This window comes from Nocardioides sp., from assembly GCF_030149505.1.
GTDB lineage: Bacteria > Actinomycetota > Actinomycetes > Propionibacteriales > Nocardioidaceae > Nocardioides.
In genome coordinates this window covers 43,987-62,109 of sequence record NZ_JASBRN010000022.1, presented here as the reverse complement: position 1 = coordinate 62,109, position 18,123 = coordinate 43,987, and the positions used below count along the sequence as shown (strand labels likewise).

The window sequence follows — 18,123 nt, the reverse complement described above, 5'->3', positions numbered from 1 at the left end:
GCTCACCGCGTCGCCCGCAGCTCGGCCAGCACCGCCCGGGCCGCCCGGTCGCCGCTGACGAGGGCGCCCTGGATGGACGGGGTGTCGCGGTGGTCGCCGCACACGTGGAGCCCGGGTCGCACACGTGTCGGGCGTCGCAGGTCGTGCGGCGGGGTGGCCGAGGGCAGCGCGTGCGGCACCTCGTGCCGGGCCAGCTCCTGCCACCCTGCGGCCGAGGTGCCGAGCAGCTCGGCGGCGTGGCGGCGCACGGTGGCCTCGGGCACGACCCCGCGGTGGTCCAGCACCACCGAGGCCTGCACCAGTGCCCGCCCGTCGGGGGAGTACGACGGTGCCGCCTGCGACACGACCGCGGTGTTGGCCACGGGGCCGGTCGGGCGCGGCCGGGCGTCGACGTGCAGCAGCCCGCCGGTCGCCGGGAGGGAACCCGCCTCGGCGCTCCACCAGTGGGTCACCACGCCACGGTCGGTGCCGGGCGTGCGGTCCAGCAGCGTCGCGGAGGCGAGCTGGTCGGTGGCGACGACGACCGCCCGCGCGCGGACCCGGCCGGCCGCGGTGTGCAGCCCGCCCGGCTCGAGCGCCTCCACGCGGGTGGCGAGGTGCACGGTCAGGTCCTGCGCGAGCTGCGCCGGCAGGGCCTGCATGCCGCCTGCGGGCAGCGAGGGGCTGCCGTCGAGGAAGGAGCGGACGAGCAGCAGCGCGACCCGTTCGTCGGTGGTGCCCTCGCGGTCGAGGACCACGCCGGACAGGAACGCCTCCAGCACCCGGCGCAGGTCGCCGCGGGCGCCCACGTCGTCGAGCGCAGCGCGCAGCGAGCGGGTCGGGCGCGTGGTGCGCAGCCGCTCCGCGAGACCCTCCGAGCGCGGGCGCAGCAGGGGCGTGACCCACCGCAGCAGCGGGGCCACCTCGCGCAGCCGACGGACCCCGGCCAGGGCGCTGGGCGCCAGCAGCCCCGGCGCCCGGCGCGGGTCCCCAAGGCGGACGGTGCCGCGGTCGGTGGCCGCGGCGACGCCGGCCGGGAAGGGCTGCAGCCCCAGCGCCGGGACGTCCACCCAGCGGCGTACGGCCGGGTAGGCGGGGTTGAGCAGCTGGAAGCCCCGGTCGAGCAGGTGCCCGTCGACCTCGTCGGTGCGCACGCGGCCCCCGACCCGGTCCGCGGCCTCGAGCACCTCGACGTGCAGCCCGGCCTCGGCCAGGACCCGGGCGCAGCGCAGCCCGGCGAGCCCCGCACCGACGACCGCGACGTCGACCTCGGCTGCGGGGCCGGGGCCGGCGCTCACGCGCGCCGCGACCGGCGGGCGCCGTCGTCGACGTAGGCGACGACGCGGGAGAACAGGGCGCTGACGGCCGCGAGGTCCGCGGCCACCGGGGCCGGGTCGTCGGCCAGGGCGTACTGCACGGCGGCGACGCCCTCGGCGCCGGCCTCCGCGGCCAGGGCCGCACAGGTGCGCGAGGCGCGGCGCACGGCCAGCGGGTCGATGCTCCACGCGGACTCGAAGATCCGGTCGCGGTCGGCCACACCCTCCTGGCCCGGGAGCTCCCACGCGGTGAGGACGACGGGCAGGTCGAGACTGTCGCACACGACCGCCCACTCGCGGCGCACGGGGGAGGAGTCGGTGAGCAGCACCGGGACCGGCGCCTTCTTGCCCGCCGTCGGACCGAACTTCTCCGGGTGGTCGAGGTCGGCCTCGTCCTCGGGAGCGAAGAAGGCGTACGCCGAGCCGGCGACCCGCGCCAGTTCGTCCCATCGGCGACGGGCGGGGCTGTAGTAGTGCTCGTGCTGGAACAGGCCGAACAGGTGGGCGCGCTCGGCCTTCGCGGCGAACTCGTCCTCGATCGCCCACGACAGGGACAGCAGGGTCTGCTTGGTCAGCCGGTGGGTGGGGATCTCGCGGTGGCGGCGGCGCAGCTCGGCCCAGACGGACTGGGCGCCCGGCTCGCTCTCGCGGCGACGGGCGGCCAGGACGTCGGCGATCGCGGCGTCGAGGCGGGAGCCGGCGTCGCGCCGGTCCAGGACACCACGGATGCTCTCGACGTCGGCCTCGGCGTAGCGGCGGTGGCCGCTGTCGAGGCGCTCGGGGACGGGGAAGCCGTGGCGCTGCTCCCACATCCTCAGGGTGGCAGGGGCGACGCCGGTGCGTTCGGCGAGGTCCCCGATGCTCAGGGTGGGGGTGGACGATGTGTTCACGTCTGTGATGCTATACCTCAACAGCGTGTTGAGGAACGTGTCAAAGGGGTGGAGTCGGACATGACGAACGACCAGGTCGCGGGTCCCGGACGGCCCGAGCGCGGCGGCTTCCGCGTGATCCACAACCGCTGGACCCGCCCCCGCTCCGAGGAGCCCCGCACGGCCCCGAGCACGGTCCGGATCGTCGCGCCGCGTCGGCGCATCCCCGCGCCCGTGGTCCCGGCCCCGGCGCCCGGTGCTGTCGGCCGGGTCGCGCCGGTCGAGGCGGCCGGCAGCAGTGCCGTGGGTGGGGCGGTGGCCACGATCCCGGTGGTCACGGCCCTGCCGGCACAGGCCTCGGTCGTCATCGGCTCCCACCCCAGCTGCGACGTGGTGCTCCCCGGTCTGCGGGCGCGGCACGCGGTGCTCGGCCACGACCTCGAGGGCCGCCGGGTGCTCAAGGCGCTCGCGGGCGGCTGCCACGTCGACGGCTCGCCGGTCGTCTCGCAGGTGGTCGACGAGGACAGCGACATCCGCGTCGGGGGGCACCGGGTCAGCCTGCGCTGAGCGCGGGCCGCACCAGCCCTCAGGTCTGGTGCACGTAGGAGTCGAGCTGGTCGCGCTCGAACTCCAGCTGGCCGATCTTGGCCTTCACCACGTCGCCGATGCTGACGACGCCCTCCAGGCCCTCCTCGCCCACCACCGGCAGGTGGCGGAAGCGCCGGCGGGTCATCGTCTCCATGACCTCGTCGAGGCCGGCGTCGGGCCGGCACACCTCGACCTCGCGGGTCATGATCGCCTGCACGATGTTGTTGACCACCGTGCCGTCGTGGTGCAGGTGCCGCACGACGTCGCGCTCGCTGACGATCCCCTCGAGCGTCGAGCCGTCGGCGCTCACCACGACCGCGCCGACGTTGTGCTCGGCGAGCAGGGCCAGGAGGTCGCGGACCCCGGCCTCGGGGGCGATGGACACGACCTCACGGCCACGGTCCTTGGCGGCGAGCACGTCGGCGATCTTCACCCTCCGACCGTACAAGTGACGTGGCTCACGCGTACAGGGCCAGTCCACGCCAGTCGACGGCTCAGTCCCGCGGGCGGCGCGAGCGCAGGTCCGAGACCGACCCGGGACCCGACCGCGGCTGGTCGGGGTCGTCGCCGTGGTCGTCGGGCAGTCCGCCGAGGAAGGCCATCGCCGCGTCGTGCAGGTGCCCGTTGCTCGCCACCGCGTTGCCGCCCCAGGGTCCGGGGCTGCCGTCGAGGGAGGTGAAGGAGCCCCCGGCCTCGCGGACGATCACGTCGAGCGCGGCCATGTCGTAGACCTCGAGCTCCGGCTCGGCGGCGATGTCGACGGCGCCCTCGGCCACGAGCATGTAGGACCAGAAGTCGCCGTAGGCCCGGGTGCGCCAGCACCGCCGGGTCAGCGCGAGCACGTCCTCGAGGCGGTCGCGGTCCTCCCAGCCCGACAGGGAGGAGTAGGAGAAGGAGGCGTCCTCCAGGCGTCGTACGTCGGAGACCTGCATGCGCGTCGCCTTCAGCAGCGACTTGCCGGTCCAGGCCCCGCCGCCGGCCGAGGCCCACCAGCGGCGCTGCAGCTGCGGCGCGGACACTACGCCGACCACGACCTCGTCGTCGACGACGAGGGAGATGAGGGTGGCCCACACCGGGACGCCGCGCACGAAGTTCTTGGTGCCGTCGATCGGGTCGATGATCCAGCGGCGCTGGGAGCTGCCGGTCGTGCCCTGCTCCTCGCCCGTCACGGCGTCGCGCGAGCGGACCCGCGAGAGGGTGCGGCGGATCGCCTCCTCGACGGCCTGGTCGGCGTCGGTGACCGGCGTGAGGTCGGGCTTGCTCATCACGTGCAGGTCCAGCGCCTTGAACCGCGCGGTGGTCAGCGAGTCGGCGTCGTCGGCCAGCAGGTGCGCCAGGCGCAGGTCGTCGGTGAAGTCCGGGTTGGTCGACGAGGAGGGGGCCACGAGCGCACAGGCTAGCCCGCGGCTCACCAGGCGGGTTCGGAGCGCGCCTCGAGCAGCCGTCGGAAGGAGGTGACCCGGTCGGGGTCGGCGGCACCGGCGGCCAGCGCCTCGTCCAGGCCGCACTCCGGCTCGTCGGTGCCGTGCGTGCACCCGCGCGGGCACTCCTCGGTCATCTCGTCGAGGTCCGGGAACGCCTCGATGAGGTGCTCGGGCTCGACGTGGGCCAGGCCGAAGGAGCGGATGCCGGGGGTGTCGACGATCCACCCGGGCCGGCCCCCGTGCTCGGGCAGGGCGAGCAGGTAGGCCGAGGTCGAGGTGTGCCGCCCACGGCCCGTGACCGCGTTGACGTGCCCGATGGCCCGGCCGGCGTCCGGCACCAGTGCGTTGACCAGCGTGGACTTGCCGACGCCGCTGTGCCCGATCAGCACGCTGGTGCGCCCGGCCAGCTCGTCGCGCAGGGGGGACAGGTCGGCGCCGCGCTCGGTGACCACCCACGGCACGCCGAGCGACCGGTACGTCGACAGCAGGGTCTCGGGGGACGCCAGGTCGGCCTTGGTCAGGCACAGCAGCGGGCGCATCCCGGCGTCGTAGGCGGCCACGAGCGCGCGGTCGAGCAGGCCCGGGCGCGGCTCGGGGTCGGCCAGGGCCGTCACGACGACCAGCTGGTCGGCGTTGGAGACGATCACCCGCTCGACCGGGTCGTCGTCGTCGGCGGTGCGCCGCAGGACGGTGGTGCGCTCGGAGACCTCGACGATCCGGGCGAGCGTGCCCTCCTCGCCGGAGACGTCACCGACGACGCGGACCCGGTCGCCGACCACGACGCCCTTGCGGCCCAGGGGGCGCGCCTTGACCGCCATGACGGTGCGGTCCTCGACGAGCAGGGTGAACCGTCCGCGGTCGACGGTCACGACCAGGCCGTCGGTGGCGTCGTCGTAGGTCGGGCGCTCCTTGGTGCGCGGGCGCGTGCGGCGACGGGGACGCTCGTAGTGCTCGTGGTCGTGCGTCGAGTACCGCTCCCGCGCCATGGCTCCCTCAGTCCCGGGGGGCCGTGGGCTCGAAGAGGGCCGACCAGGCCCCGGCGAAGTCGGTGAAGGTCTTGGCGGTGGTGCCGACGTCCTCCACCTCGACCCCGTCGACGGCCGCGCCGACCACGACGCCTGCGTGTGCCATCCGGTGGTCGGCGTACGTGCCGAAGACGCCGCCGTGGAGGCTCGCGGGCCGGAACGACAGGCCGTCGGGGTGCTCGGTCACGTCGGCGCCGAGACCGCCGAGCTCGCGGGCCAGGGCGGCCAGCCGGTCGGTCTCGTGGTGCCGGATGTGGCCGACGCCGCGCAGGTGGCTGGGGGAGGCGGCGAGGGCGCAGAGCGCGGCCACGACCGGGGTCAGCTCGCCCACGTCGTGCAGGTCGGCGTCGATGCCCTGCAGGGTGCCGGGGGTCGGGCCCGTGACCCGCAGGCCCGCGGTGGTGCGCTCGACGGTGCAGCCCATGTCGGTCAGCAGCCCGCGCAGGGCGTCCCCCGCCTGCGTGGTGGCCTCGGGCCAGTCGCGGACCGTCACGGTGCCGCCGCTGACCGCGGCCAGCGCGAGGAACGGCCCGGCGTTGGAGAGGTCGGGCTCGATGGTGTGGTCGACGGCGCGCACCGGGCCGGGGGCGACGGCCCACCGGTTGGCGTCGCTGTCGTCGACCTCGACGCCGTGCGCGCGCAGCACTGCCACGGTCATGTCGATGTGGGGCAGGGAAGGGACGGGCTTGCCGTCGTGGCGGACGTCGACACCCTCGTCGTAGCGGGCGCCGGCCAGCAGCAGGGCGGAGACGAACTGCGAGGACGCGCTGGCGTCGATCACGACCCGGCCGCCGCGCACCGACCCGGTGCCGTGCAGGCGGAACGGGAGCGAGCCACGGCCCTCGTCGTCCACCTCGACGCCCAGGCTGCGCAGGGCGGTGAGCACCTCGCCGATCGGCCGGCTGCGCATGTGCGGGTCGCCGTCGAAGGAGACGGTGCCCTCGGCGAGCGCCGCCACCGGCGGGACGAAGCGCATCACCGTGCCGGCCAACCCGCAGTCGACGTCGGTGCCGCCGCGCAGCGGCCCGGGGGTCACGGTCCAGTCGTCGGTGGTGGTGTCGACGTGCGCGCCGAGCCCGGTGAGCGCCGCCGCCATCAGCAGCGAGTCACGCGACCGCAGCGCCCGACGTACGACGGAGGGGCCGTCGGCGATCGCGGCCAGCACCAGCGCGCGGTTGGTGAGGCTCTTGCTGCCCGGCAGGGTCACGTCGGCCTCGACGGGGGCGTGCGCGCGGGGCGCGGGCCAGGGGTTCGGCAGCGTGTCGAGGGGCACGCGCGCAGCCTAGTCGGGCCGCGGCGTGCCTCAGCCGATCGGGGAGCGGGCGGCGACCAGGCGCGCCTCGCGCTTGGCGTCCTTGGCCAGGTGACGGGTGCGCCACGCGACGCCCGGCTTGCCGTCGGTGTCGCCGGCGGCGATCACGAGGCCGCCCAGGATGGAGAGGTTCTTGGCGAAGTGCAGCCGCTGCTGCTGCGCGGTCGCCTGGTCGTCGGCAGCCCCGAAGGCGTGACCGGCGGCCGTGGTCGGCACGAGCGAGGCGGCCAGCACCGCCGAGCACAGGCGCGGGGCGCGACCGGTGGCCAGGCCCAGGGCGGCGACGATCTGCACGCCGGCGTTGACCTTCACCAGCGCCTCGGGGTCCTGCGGCAGGACCGGCACGGCCTTGCGGGCGATCGGCCCGACGCGGTCGGTGACCGGCTGGGCCTTGGCGGCCAGGGCACCGCTGTTCTTCAGGGCGTTGGCGGCCCCGACGAAGAAGACGGAGGCGAGCATCGGGCGGGCGATCGTGCGGCTGAGCGACATGCGGGGGTTCTTGCCCCGCTCCTCGGGGTCCCAGTCCGCCTGAGGGGGTGAGGCAGCGCGTGCGGACGCGTCAGGCGAGGGGGACCCGGACCGTCGTGGTGCGGCCGTCGGCCGTCTCCACCTCGAAGGTCAACGTGGTCCCCTGCCCCGGCGCCGGGAGCGCCCGGAAGGTGTACGTGCCGCCGGACAGCGAGCAGCTCGCCGGGCCCAGCGCCAGACCGGCGCAGCGACGGTCCAGGGTCAGGGCCAGCAGCGGCCGGTCGCTGGTGAGCCGGACCCGACCGGTCGTGCCCTCCTCGAGGCCGGCGACGTCGAGCACCACGCGCCAGGAGAGACCCAGGGCGGTCGTCGCCCGGCCCTCCGCGGTCAGCGGCGGGGTCGGCTCGGGCTCAGGTTCGGGCTGGGGCTGGGGCTGGGGCTCGGGCTGGGGCTCGGGTCCGGGCTGGGGCCCCGGTCCGTCGCCCGGCGGCTCCGGTGCCTCCTCGGTCGGGGACTCGTCGCCCGGCGGCGCCTCGACCGGCACCTCGCCCGTCGGCGCGCCGTCCGAGGGCGGCTCATCGGCGGGCATCTCGTCGGCGGGCATCTCGTCGGCGGGCAGCCCGTCCAGCGCGGGGTCGGTCGGGTCCGTCGCGAACCCGGTGTCGCCCGGCCCGTCGTCCTCCTCGCGGGCCGCGGCGTCGCCGTTGCCGGGCGCGGGCTCACCAGCAGGATCGACGGCGTCGTCCTCGGCTGCGCCGGGGGAGGCCGGTGCCGTGGTCGCAGCCTCGCGCGGGGGGTCGTCGGAGGTGATGGCGACGCCCGCGACCACGCTGCCGCCGACGACGGCGGCGGTCGCCACGCCCGCTGCGGCCGTGGCCGGGAGGTTGGCCAGGGCGAGGTCGCGGATCCGCCCCGGGACGGCGAGCAGCCACCCGGTCCAGCCCACGCCGGTCGCGGCACCCGTGGCAGCGGTGACGGCGACCGCGCCGGACCCGACGTACGCCGCGGCGGCCCCGCCGAGCAGGAGCGGGGCGAGCAGGGCGCCAAGCCCGGAGTTGACCTCGACGAGCTCGAGGTAGATCCCTGCGCAGCGGCGGCAGCCCTCGAGGTGCTCCTCGACCTTGCCGGCGTCGCGGCGCGAGGAGTTGCCGCGGACGTAGGCGCCGAGCATGCCCTGGGTGGTGCGGCAGTCCTGGTCCTCCGAACGCGCGGTGTGGGCGGCCAGGAAGGCCTCGCGCAGGCCCTCGCGTGCGCGGTAGGCCAGCGCGGCGACGGAGTTGGGGCTCATGCCGAGCAGCGGCGCGACGTCGGCGGGCCTGGCGCCCTCGACCTCGGTGTGCCACAGCACCAGCTGCCAGCGCTCCGGCAGCGAGGCGAACGCCTCGGCCGCCGCCTCGTTCTCGAACCCGGCCACGGCCGTGTCGTGGAAGGGCACGCCGGCGTCGTACGCCGCGATGTCGTCGGTGGGGGTGGCGCGCGCGGTGACCCGGGTGCGGTCGACGTGCAGGCGGCGCAGGGAGGTGAGGAGGTAGGCGCGGAACGCCTCGTCGGGTCCGCCGCCGCGGCGCAGCACCTCCATGACCTTCGCGAAGGCGTCGGAGACCAGGTCCTCCGCGTCCCCGCTGCCCCTCGTGAGCTGCCGGGCCAGGCGCCGGGCGGCCTCGGCGTGGCGCGCGAAGAGCTCGCCGTACGACTCGAGGTCGCCGGCCCGCACGGCTGCGATGAGGTCGGCGTCGGAGCGCTCGAGGAGCAGCGCGCCGGGCGCCTCGGTGGCGCTCACAGGGGTACAACGCGCGACCCGGCGAAAGATCACGACGATCCGCCCGAAAAAAGTTTGGGGAAAGTCGTCGGTTCCGCGTCATGACCCTCCGGGAGGCCCGTCCCCTCACCGCAGGACCCGCCATGGAAGCGGCGGCCGACGTCCCGGACACACCTGGACAGCGCCGGCGTGCACGACACGAGCGAGACGTGAGGAGACCCGATGGGCAAGCTGGCAGGACTGCTGCGCCGCCCGTCCGCGGACACCACGACCCTCGAGCACGCACGGGACGTCGGTCGTCGCCTGGCGGAGGAGGGTGCGGGCGTGGGAGAGGCGCTGCGCACCCTGCGCGCCGAGATGCAGGTGCGGGGTCGGGAGCCCCGACCGTGGGAGGTGGAGGCCCTCGTGGAGGGCTGGGCCGACACCACCCTCGGACACCTGCACCGGCTCACCTGCGAGGACCCGCTCACGGGCCTCGCGACGATGGCCCACCTACGCACCAGGGTGGCCGAGCAGCGGCGCGCGGGGCTCGACCCCGCGCAGGCTCACGCCCTGGTGGTCGTGACGCCGGGCGGTACCGGGGGGGACCGCTCGGCGTCCGACACCCCTGAGGGGACCGGTCCGCCCGGGGCGGCGGCGGAGGGAGGGGCTCTGGGGAGGGCCCTCTCGTGCGCCGCCCTGGGCGAGCGGGTGCGGGTCGTGTTCGGCGGTGGGGAGACCGTCGCGCACACCCGCACGGGACGGGTCGTCGTGCTCGCCGACAGGGACGGCCGGCTGGAGGGGCTGGTGGCGCTGCTGCGGCGGCTGCTCGACGACGACGGCTGGGAGGCCGACGCCCGGGTCCACCCGCTCCCGGAGGGGGAGCTGGAGCTGGTCCTGCTGCTCGAGCGGCTGGACGTCGGGTAGGTCGCGCCTGACCGGACCCTGGTCCGCCGGCTGGCTAGGTTGGTCGGGTGGAGCGATTTCTCCTCGGGGACCTGCTGGTGCTGCGCGACGTCGACCACGACGCCGCCGTCGCCGACGGGGAGGGAGCCTCGTCGGCGCTGCTCATGGCAGGCGTGCCGTTGCGCTCCCTCGCGAGCTTCTCGCTCGATGGCTGCACGTGCCGATCGGGGATCGCTGATGCGCCCGACACCACCGTGGCCGGGGAGCAGCTGCCGCAACCCGTGGTCCTGGAGGTCGCTGCGCGCCCGGTGTCCATCTGGCGCCTGCCCGAGTGGCACGTCGGTGACTGGACCGTCGTGCACCTGGTCCTCATGACCCGCGACGGGGCCGAGGTGCCGCGCGGGGTCCATCGCGAGGTGCTCAGCCGGCTGCTGGTCGAGCACCGGGGGAGCGTCCTGCCGTACGCGGGTGGAGGCTCGTTCGGCGGCGGTCCCCTGGTGCAGGTCACGGTCGAGCTGCCGGGGAGGCTGTCGGACGTCGAGGTGTCCTTGCAGCCGCTCACGCGTCCTGGGGATGGCTGGGAGCCGGTGCGTCTGTGAGCACCGGTGGCCACGAATCCGGTTGCCCCCTGTGCGTCTCGTGACCGAGGGTGTCGCGGTGTTCGACCTCCCCGCGCCGCCCGACGTCAGCGACTCGATCCGCGCTGCCGTGCAGGGCGTGCTCGACGGGCTGCTCGGACCGGGCGAGCTCGACGACTGGTCGATCGGGTGGGAGCAAGGACGCGACGGTGCGTGGCAGCTCGTCGTCGACGTACGAGCCTGCGGGGAGTCGCACCGGGGGTTCGTCCTGCAGTGGGGTGCCGGCTTTCCCGTCGAGGCGGGTCTCGACGTCTTCACCGACGGGTTCGAGGACTTCATCAGCGAGTCCCGGTTCGGGTGGGGGCAGCAGCGGGAGCTCCGTCCGAGGCCGTGGGAGTGCGCCTGAGTGTGGGGCGCCCGGCGATCGAGTCGTCCACATGAAGCGTCGCGATCCCTTGTCGATCGAACACATGTTCGATAGCATGAGTCATGGACTCGGCCACCTTCGCGACACCCGTCGCCACTGACCTGCGGGAGCAGGTGCTGGCGCTGGCGGGTGCGGTGGGAGACCTGGAGGCGGACCAGCGCGACGTCGCCGCGGTGGATCTGCTGGGCGAGCTGGAGTCGTTGAAGAACACGGTCGCAGCTGCGCAGGCCCGCTTGTCCGTGCTGCTGCAGGACACCCGTGTCGCGCAGCGGTCCCACCAGCCGGTGGCGATGCGCGAGCGCGGGATCGGTGCCGAGGTCGCGCTGGCGCGGCGGGAGTCGCCGCACCGGGGTGGCATCCACCTGGGACTCGCAGTCGTGTTGTGCGCCGAGCTGCCGCACACGCTGGCAGCGATGGAGGCCGGCTGGTGCAGCGAGTGGCGCGCGATCCAGCTCGCCCAGGGCACCGCCTGCCTGTCGCTGACCGACCGTCAGAGCATCGACGCAGAACTCATGAGCGACCCGGCGACCACCGACGGGTGGGGTGATCGTCGGTTCCGCGCCGAGGTGGACCGCCTGGCGTACGTCGCGGACCCGGTGGCCGCGGTCGAGCGCCGGGCGAAGGCGGTGGCGCAGCGCCACACCAGTCTGCGACCGGCGCCGGACGGGATGACGCGGTTCTCGGCGATGCTGCCGCTGGAGCAGGGTGTGGCGGTGCACGCGACGTTGGGGCGTGTGGCTGATGTCGCGCGGGCGGCCGGGGACGAGCGGACCCGGGGGCAGGTGATGGCCGACGCGCTGGTCGCGGCCGTGCTCGAGGGGCGTGGGGACGGGCGACCGCGTGCGGGTTCGGTGGCCGAGTCGGTCGTTGCCCGGGCCGGCAGCTGGGAACAGACGGTCGTCCCGACCGCGCCGGCGGCGCCGGTGGTGCCGGTCGCGGTGCACGTCGTCGTCTCGGACGCGACGCTGCTGAACCTGCCCGGGGAGGGCGGTGACGAGCCCGGCTGGGTCTCCGCGCCCGGCGTCACGCCGGTCCCGCTGCCGGCCGACGACGTCCGCGACCTGGTCGCCCGCGCAGATGAGGCGGGCCTGGCGTCGCTGCGCAGGCTCTACGCCGATCCCGGCGGGCAGCTGGTCGCGATGGAGTCCCGCTCCCGTGCGTTCCCGGCTGGGCTGGCCCAGTTCCTCGCGGTGCGAGACCGGTCCTGCCGCACGGCGTACTGCGACGCACCCGCCCGCCACCGCGACCACGTCCGGACCTGGGCCGACGGCGGCCCCACCACCGCCGAGAACGGCCAGGGGCTGTGCGAGGCCTGCAACCAGGCCAAGGAAGCCACCGACTGGTCCGCACAAGTCGCCGACACCGACCCGCACACCGTCGAGACCACGACCCCCACCGGCCACCGCCACCGGTCACGGGCACCGGGACTGCCACCACCGCGCGACCACGCTTCTCTCATCGAGGTCCGACTCGCCGACTTCCTCCTGAGCGCCTGACCGGCGCGCCCGACGTAGGAGCATGCCGACGTGAGCTTCTGGGCGCCCGGGACCCAGATCGCCTGGCGCTACGGGCACCCAGGCGGGCACGACCTCGACTTCGTGGCACCGCTCACGGTCGTGCGCGACGACGCCGAGCTGCTGGCGGCCTGGCTGGCCGTCGGGAGCCCGGTCCTGAAGGTGGTGCGCGACGACGGGCGCGACCTGCACGACGCTGGCGAGGACGCGTTCACCGCGCGGCGTCGTCGAGTGGCCTCCACCTGGACCGGCTACTCCGTGCTGCGCGTGCTCCCGAAGGCCAGACCCTGGTCGGTGTGGCACTTCTTCCACGGGGTGAGTGGTGCCTTCGAGGGCTGGTACGTCAACATCGAGGACCCGCACGTGCGCTGGGGTCGCACGACCCGCAGCCGCGACCACCTGCTCGACGTGTGGGTGGAGCCCGACCGCAGCGTGGAGCGCAAGGACGAGCACGAGCTCGAGGCCGCCGTCCGGGCCGGGCGCTACACCGAGGCCGAGGCCGATGCCATCCGCGCCGTCGCCACCGAGGTCGAGGAGGTGGTCGCTGCGTGGGGCTCGCCGTTCTGCGACGGTTGGGAGCACTTCGTGCCCGACCCGCGCTAGCCGGTCCCGGACGTGCTTGACGAGCCGCCACCGACGCGGCAGCCGGACCCCTAGGCTGGCCCGCATGTGCGGCCGCTACGCCTCGAGCAGGCGTCCCGAGGACCTGGTGGAGGAGTTCGAGGTCGACCAGCCGGTGCTGGAGACCGCGCTGGAGCCCGACTTCAACGTCGCCCCCACCAAGGACGTGTACGCCGTCCTCGAACGTCCCGCGAACGGTGACGAGCGGCCGCAGCCCGAGCGCCAGCTGCGCGTGCTGCGATGGGGCCTGGTGCCGTCGTGGGCCAAGGACCCGACGATCGGCAACCGGATGATCAACGCCCGGGTCGAGACCGTCGCCGAGAAGCCTGCGTACAAGCGCGCCTTCGCCAAGCGCCGCTGCCTACTGCCGGCCGACGGCTACTTCGAGTGGTACCCGACCGAGCAGAAGACGAAGGCCGGCAAGCCGCTGAAGCAGCCGTTCTTCATCCGCCCCAAGGACCACGGCGTGCTCGCGATGGCCGGGCTCTACGAGATCTGGCGCGACCCCACGCGGGCCGACGACGACCCTCACCGGTTCCTGTGGACCGCCACCGTCATCACCACCGACGCCGAGGACGACCTCGGCCACATCCACGACCGGATGCCGATGATGGTCGAGCGCGACCGGTGGGGAGCGTGGCTCGACACCACCGCCGGAGCCGGCGACCTGCGCGACCTGCTGCAGCCGGCGGCTCCCGGACGGCTGGAGGCCTACCCCGTCTCGACGCTGGTGAGCAACGTCCGCAACAACGGTCCGGAGCTCGTCGAGCCGCTGCCGCTCGCGGACGCACCCGACGGTGGAGCGGAGCGATGACGAGCGACGAGCGCGAGGTCGCCACCGCTCACGGCCCCGGCCGCCTCGTGACCAGCCGAGCCCGTGGCGCCTCCGCGACCCTGCTGCTCAGCCACGGCGCGGGCGTCGGGATCGACACCCGCGACCTCGAGGTGCTGGCCGAGTGCCTCCCGCGTCAGGGCATCACGGTGGCCCGCTTCGAGCAGCCGTGGCGGGTCGCCCGCCGCAAGGTCGCCACCGCCCCGCCGACCCTCGACGACGGCCTCCGTGCCGCCGCCGCCGCGCTGCGCACCCGCAGCCCGCTCGTGGTCGGCGGGCGCTCCGCCGGCGCCCGCTCCGCGGCCCGGTGCGCGAGCGACCTGGGCGCCCTCGGCTGCCTGGCCCTGGCCTTCCCGCTCCACCCACCGGGGAAGCCCGAGAAGAGCCGGCTCGCCGAGCTCGAGGCCGCCGGCGTGCCCACGCTCGTGGTGCAGGGGGAGCGCGACACGATGGGCCGCCCCGAGGAGTTCCCCGACCCGCTGCCCGACCACGTCGACCTCGCCGTCGTGCCGGGGGCCGACCACGGGCTGAGGGTTCCGAAGCGGGGCGACCTGTCCCAGGACGACGCCCTGGCCCTGCTGGTCGAGGCCACCCTGGAGTGGCTGGTGCGCGAGGTCCTGCCCGGCTGAACGAGGACTCCGGGTGAACACCGGGGGAATGCCTGCGGCCACCGCTGACGTTGAACCCCTCGTGATGGCACTGCTGGAACCGACCGCCGAGCGCGTCGAGCCGACCGCCGCGCAGCAGGGACCGCTCGCGCCACGGCTAGGCTGGGACGCGATGACTGAGACCCTGCCGCCGGACGAGCCGGTGGACCGCGAGACCGAGACCGACGCCGAGCGTTCGGCCCGGTTCGAGCGCGACGCGCTGCCCTTCCTCGACCAGCTCTACTCCGCCGCGATGCGGATGACCCGCAACCCGGCCGACGCCGAGGACCTGGTGCAGGAGACCTTCGCCAAGGCGTACTCCTCCTTCCACCAGTTCAAGCCGGGCACGAACCTCAAGGCCTGGCTCTACCGCATCCTCACCAACACCTTCATCAACAGCTACCGCAAGAAGCAGCGGCAGCCGCAGCAGTCGATGTCGGAGGACGTGGAGGACTGGCAGCTCGCGCGGGCGGAGTCGCACACGTCGACCGGCCTGAAGTCGGCGGAGACCGAGGCACTCGAGCACCTGCCCGACAGCCAGGTGAAGGACGCCCTCCAGCGGCTCCCCGAGGAGTTCCGCCTGGCGGTCTACCTCGCCGACGTCGAGGGGTTCGCCTACAAGGAGATCGCCGAGATCATGGAGACCCCCATCGGCACCGTGATGTCGCGGCTGCACCGGGGGCGCCGCCAGCTGCGCGACATGCTCACCGACTACGTCCGGGCCAACGACCTGCTGCCCGCCTCGAGCCTTCCCGGGGAGGGACAGTGAACGACCACCACGGCCACGACCACAGCCACGGGCAGGAACCGACCGCCAGCGAGTGTGCGGACTTCCTCGAGCAGATCGTCTACTTCCTCGACAACGAGCTCGACACCGCCGACTGTGCGGCTGTCCAGGTCCACCTCGACACCTGCAACCCCTGCCTGGAGAAGTACGACCTCCAGCGCACGGTCAAGTCGATCGTCGCGCGCTCCTGCTCCGAGGCCGCCCCGGACGACCTGCGGGCGCGCGTCATGATGCGGGTGCGCCAGGTCCAGATCGAGATCCGCGAGAGCTGACCCGATTTCTCCTCCCGGACCCGACCTGGGAGACTGACCGCTGGCCTGTGCACGGGCCGATGACCTACCGCTAGGAGAAACCCCATGGGCAAGACCGGTCGCAAGCGCCGCGCTCGCAAGAAGAAGGGCGCGAACCACGGCAAGCGCCCCAACGCCTGAGCGCCAGCGCCAGGTACGTCGAACCCCCGGACCCGTCAGGGCCGGGGGTTCTGTCGTCCCGGCCCCGTCCTTGCAGGGGTCTCAGAGGCGGGACATGAACCGCTCCGCGTCCACCACGACCCGGGTGACCTCGCCCGTCGCCACGACCTTGCCGGGCCGCCCGGCCGGGGTGTCGGCGGTGTGTCGCGCGGCGACGGTGAGCCGGTGCAGCCGTCCGTCGACGTACGTCGTCGACGCGGTGACCTCGAGGACGGCCCCCACGGGGCTCGGTGCCTGGTGGTCGAGCTCGACGCGGGTGCCGACGCTGGTCGACCCCGCCTCGAGGTCCGGCTCGAGCGCGGCGCACGTGGCGGCCTCGAGCCACGCCAGCAGCCGCGGGGTGCCCAGCACCTCCAGGCTGCCCGAGCCGACGGCCCGGGCGGTGTCGTCCGGCCCGACGGTGAAGGTGAGGGTGGTCTGCACGCTCATGCGTCTCCTCGCGGGTGGTTGTCCAGGTCGAGGCAGAAGGACCACAGCGGCTTGCCCGGGTGCACGTCCCAGTCGCGCTCGGGCAGCCGCGTGAACCCGTGCCGGGCGTAGAGCCGGTGCGCCGCGGTCATCTCCGGCAGCGAGCACAGGACCACCGCCCGCGCGCCGGCGGCCCGGTAGAGCGCCAGCACGTGCTCGACCAGCGCCGTGCCGATCCCGCGACCGTGAGCCTCGGGGGAGACCGAGAGCATCCGGAACTCACCCTCGCCCTCGCGTGACACCTCGCGCCAGGGAGAGCCGGGCGGGCACGTGGTCACGCTGCCCAGGACCTTCCCGGACTCCTCGTCCACCGCCACCCACAGCTCGGCCTGCTCCGCGCGCGCAGCCGCGTCGCGCAGCTGGGCGAGGTAGGGGTCGTCGGGACCCAGCGTGAACGGCGCGTACGCCGCCACGGTGATCTCCCCGACGGCCGCGAGCTCCTCGGGCCGGGCCGGCCGGATGCGGACACCCGGTCGCGTGCTCAAATCCCCAGGGTGGTGCGCGGGTAGGCGGCGTTGACGTCGGTCATCACGTTGACGAGGTAGGGCACGCCCGAGGCGAACGCGCGGTCGAGGGCGGGCCCGATCTGGCGGGGGTCGGTGACGGTCTCGCCCGCACCGCCGAGCGCCTTGACGACCTCGTCGTAGCGGGTGGGGGCCAGGTCGGCGGCGACGTCGTAGCCGTAGAGCATCTGCATCGGGCCCTTCTCCAGGCCCCACGCGGAGTTGTTGCCAACGATCATCACGACCGGCAGGTCGTGGCGCACCAGGGTGTCGACGTCCATCAGCGAGAAGCCGGCCGCGCCGTCGCCGAGCAGCAGCACCACCTGCGAGGAGGGGCGCGCGACGCGTGCGGCGATCGCGGCACCGAGCCCGGCGCCGAGGCAGCCGTAGGGGCCGGGGTCGAGCCAGCCGCCGGGCCGCTGCGGCTCGACGAACTTGCCCGCGAAGGACACGAAGTCACCGCCGTCGCCGATCACGACCGCGTCGTCGGCGAGTCGGGGGACCAGCTCGCCGTAGATCCGCGCCGGGTGCACCGGGTCTGCTTCCGCGGCGAGCAGCTCGGCGTCGCGCGCGGTCGCCGCCTTCACGGTCTCCTGCAGCGAGGACACCCACCCGGCGTACGACGCCTGGCCGGCCTTCTCGACGGCCGCGAGGATCCCGTCCAGGCACGCGGTGAGGTCGCCCGAGGCCTGCCCGGCCAGGGTGGCGTGCCCGGAGAGCTGCCCGGGGGAGTCGGCGACGTGCACGACCTTCGCGGGCTCGGCGCCCTGCCCCTTGTCCGGCCCAGCCCCGCCGAAGACACCGAAGCCCAGCCGGAAGTCCAGCGGCGTGCCGACCACGACGACCAGGTCGGCATTGCCGAGCGCCTGGCCGCGGGCCTTGGTCACGAGCAGCGGGTGGCCGCCGGGGACCAGGCCGCGGCCCATGCCGTTGGTGATGGCGGGGATGCCGAGAGCCTCGACCAGGCGCAGGGCCGCCTCCTCGGCGTGGTCGGCCCACACGTCGGTGCCGAGTACGAGGACCGGTCGCTGGGCCGCGACCAGGAGGGCGGCGATCGCCTCGAGGGCGTCGGTGTCGGGCTCCGCGCCGCGCACGTGGCCGCCGGCGGCGACCTCGCCCGCCGAGGCGCCGAAGAGCTCGTCCATGGGCACGTCGACGAAGACCGGGCCCCGGTGGGAGGAGCGGGCCACGGTGAAGGCCTCGTGCATCCCGGTCAGCATGTCGCCCGCCGTGGGGATGGTGCGCGCGAGCTTGGAGACCGGCGCCAGGATCGGCGGCTGGTCCAGCTCCTGCAACGCACCGCTGCCCCAGCGGCTCTGCGGCGCACGGCCGCCGAGCACGACCATGGGCGACCCGGCGAACTGGGCCTGCGCGATGGCGCTGGTGCCGTTGGTGACGCCCGGGCCGGCGGTGAGGACGGCCAGGCCGGGGACGCGGGTCAGCTTGCCGGTGGCCTCGGCCGCGAACGCCGCGGTCTGCTCGTGCCGCACGTCCAGCAGCCGCATCGGCGGCTCGGCGTGGACGGCGCCGTCGTAGAGCGGGAACACGTGGGCCCCCGACAGGGTGAACATGGTCTCCACGCCGTGGGCCCGGGCCACGGCGACGGCCAGCGTGCCGGCGTGGCCCTCGAGGTGCGTCATGTGGCGCAGGT

Annotated in this window: 21 protein-coding genes; 10 read left to right on the top strand and 11 right to left on the bottom strand. The window is 74.6% G+C overall.

The features are described from left to right. Positions 1–2 precede the first annotated feature (2 nt). Together Q1V71_RS04580 and Q1V71_RS04575 are read right to left on the bottom strand one after the other, a co-directional pair. A complete protein-coding gene (locus tag Q1V71_RS04580; protein ID WP_300641166.1) occupies positions 3–1,277 on the bottom strand; it encodes an FAD-dependent oxidoreductase in 1,275 nt (424 codons plus the stop codon). Further along, positions 1,274–2,185: a DICT sensory domain-containing protein gene (locus Q1V71_RS04575; RefSeq protein ID WP_300641164.1), complete on the bottom strand. Its 912-nt coding sequence runs from the start codon at positions 2,183–2,185 to the stop codon at positions 1,274–1,276. Before Q1V71_RS04575 ends, Q1V71_RS04580 begins: the two co-directional genes overlap by 4 nt. A 60-nt stretch (positions 2,186–2,245) precedes the next feature. Between Q1V71_RS04575 and Q1V71_RS04570 the strand changes: the two genes are divergently transcribed. Next, positions 2,246–2,731 (top strand): FHA domain-containing protein, encoded by a 486-nt coding sequence (locus tag Q1V71_RS04570; RefSeq protein WP_300641162.1) that lies wholly within the window; start codon positions 2,246–2,248, stop codon positions 2,729–2,731. Between the two features lie 19 nt (positions 2,732–2,750). Here the strand turns inward: Q1V71_RS04570 and Q1V71_RS04565 are convergent, their stop codons facing one another. The 6 genes from Q1V71_RS04565 to Q1V71_RS04540 form a co-directional block, all read right to left on the bottom strand. Next, positions 2,751–3,185, bottom strand: coding sequence for a CBS domain-containing protein (locus Q1V71_RS04565; protein WP_300641160.1), 435 nt, complete (start codon positions 3,183–3,185; stop codon positions 2,751–2,753). A 61-nt stretch (positions 3,186–3,246) separates the two neighbouring features. After that, entirely contained in the window at positions 3,247–4,137 is an 891-nt protein-coding gene (gene hisN / locus Q1V71_RS04560) for a histidinol-phosphatase (protein WP_300641158.1), read from the bottom strand. A 23-nt stretch (positions 4,138–4,160) separates the two neighbouring features. After that, entirely contained in the window at positions 4,161–5,162 is a 1,002-nt protein-coding gene (gene rsgA / locus Q1V71_RS04555) for a ribosome small subunit-dependent GTPase A (RefSeq protein WP_300641155.1), read from the bottom strand. Between the two features lie 7 nt (positions 5,163–5,169). After that, positions 5,170–6,474, bottom strand: coding sequence for a 3-phosphoshikimate 1-carboxyvinyltransferase (gene aroA / locus Q1V71_RS04550; RefSeq protein ID WP_300641153.1), 1,305 nt, complete (start codon positions 6,472–6,474; stop codon positions 5,170–5,172). A 30-nt stretch (positions 6,475–6,504) separates the two neighbouring features. After that, positions 6,505–7,002, bottom strand: coding sequence for a DoxX family protein (locus tag Q1V71_RS04545; RefSeq protein WP_300641151.1), 498 nt, complete (start codon positions 7,000–7,002; stop codon positions 6,505–6,507). Positions 7,003–7,072: 70 nt separating this feature from the next. After that, positions 7,073–8,761 carry a sigma-70 family RNA polymerase sigma factor gene (locus Q1V71_RS04540; protein ID WP_300641149.1) on the bottom strand — a complete coding sequence of 563 codons (1,689 nt, stop codon included), beginning with the start codon at positions 8,759–8,761 and terminating at the stop codon, positions 7,073–7,075. A gap of 201 nt (positions 8,762–8,962) precedes the next feature. Here Q1V71_RS04540 and Q1V71_RS04535 point away from each other — a divergent pair, with 201 nt between their 5' ends. The 9 genes from Q1V71_RS04535 (at position 8,963) to rsrA (ending at position 15,303) form a co-directional block, all read left to right on the top strand. Next, positions 8,963–9,646, top strand: coding sequence for a hypothetical protein (locus Q1V71_RS04535; RefSeq protein WP_300641146.1), 684 nt, complete (start codon positions 8,963–8,965; stop codon positions 9,644–9,646). A gap of 47 nt (positions 9,647–9,693) precedes the next feature. Then, on the top strand, positions 9,694–10,224 hold the full coding sequence (locus tag Q1V71_RS04530) for a hypothetical protein (protein ID WP_300641144.1): 531 nt from the start codon (positions 9,694–9,696) through the stop codon (positions 10,222–10,224). A 58-nt stretch (positions 10,225–10,282) separates the two neighbouring features. Next, positions 10,283–10,609 (top strand): hypothetical protein, encoded by a 327-nt coding sequence (locus tag Q1V71_RS04525; RefSeq protein WP_300641142.1) that lies wholly within the window; start codon positions 10,283–10,285, stop codon positions 10,607–10,609. Positions 10,610–10,692: 83 nt separating this feature from the next. Next, positions 10,693–12,126 carry an HNH endonuclease signature motif containing protein gene (locus tag Q1V71_RS04520; RefSeq protein ID WP_300641140.1) on the top strand — a complete coding sequence of 478 codons (1,434 nt, stop codon included), beginning with the start codon at positions 10,693–10,695 and terminating at the stop codon, positions 12,124–12,126. A gap of 30 nt (positions 12,127–12,156) precedes the next feature. Further along, positions 12,157–12,747, top strand: coding sequence for a DUF402 domain-containing protein (locus tag Q1V71_RS04515; protein ID WP_300641138.1), 591 nt, complete (start codon positions 12,157–12,159; stop codon positions 12,745–12,747). A 64-nt stretch (positions 12,748–12,811) separates the two neighbouring features. Next, on the top strand, positions 12,812–13,579 hold the full coding sequence (locus Q1V71_RS04510; RefSeq protein ID WP_300641136.1) for an SOS response-associated peptidase: 768 nt from the start codon (positions 12,812–12,814) through the stop codon (positions 13,577–13,579). Then, a complete protein-coding gene (locus Q1V71_RS04505; RefSeq protein ID WP_300641135.1) occupies positions 13,576–14,226 on the top strand; it encodes an alpha/beta family hydrolase in 651 nt (216 codons plus the stop codon). Before Q1V71_RS04510 ends, Q1V71_RS04505 begins: the two co-directional genes overlap by 4 nt. 151 nt (positions 14,227–14,377) lie before the next feature. Next, positions 14,378–15,013 carry a sigma-70 family RNA polymerase sigma factor gene (locus Q1V71_RS04500; protein ID WP_300641133.1) on the top strand — a complete coding sequence of 212 codons (636 nt, stop codon included), beginning with the start codon at positions 14,378–14,380 and terminating at the stop codon, positions 15,011–15,013. Then, the gene (gene rsrA / locus Q1V71_RS04495) at positions 15,010–15,303 is read left to right on the top strand and encodes a mycothiol system anti-sigma-R factor (protein WP_300641131.1); all 294 of its coding nucleotides are present in this window, start codon (positions 15,010–15,012) and stop codon (positions 15,301–15,303) included. The genes Q1V71_RS04500 and rsrA overlap by 4 nt, the downstream gene beginning before the upstream one ends. Before the next feature lie 240 nt (positions 15,304–15,543). On the opposite strand, the gene Q1V71_RS04490 is transcribed toward rsrA, so the two are convergent. The 3 genes from Q1V71_RS04490 to Q1V71_RS04480 are packed head-to-tail and all read right to left on the bottom strand — an operon-like array spanning position 15,544 to position 18,112. Further along, positions 15,544–15,930, bottom strand: coding sequence for a thioesterase (locus tag Q1V71_RS04490; protein WP_300641129.1), 387 nt, complete (start codon positions 15,928–15,930; stop codon positions 15,544–15,546). Beyond that, positions 15,927–16,454 carry a GNAT family N-acetyltransferase gene (locus tag Q1V71_RS04485; protein WP_300641127.1) on the bottom strand — a complete coding sequence of 176 codons (528 nt, stop codon included), beginning with the start codon at positions 16,452–16,454 and terminating at the stop codon, positions 15,927–15,929. Before Q1V71_RS04485 ends, Q1V71_RS04490 begins: the two co-directional genes overlap by 4 nt. Continuing rightward, positions 16,451–18,112 carry an acetolactate synthase gene (locus Q1V71_RS04480; protein ID WP_300641125.1) on the bottom strand — a complete coding sequence of 554 codons (1,662 nt, stop codon included), beginning with the start codon at positions 18,110–18,112 and terminating at the stop codon, positions 16,451–16,453. The genes Q1V71_RS04485 and Q1V71_RS04480 overlap by 4 nt, the downstream gene beginning before the upstream one ends. Positions 18,113–18,123: the final 11 nt, after the last annotated feature.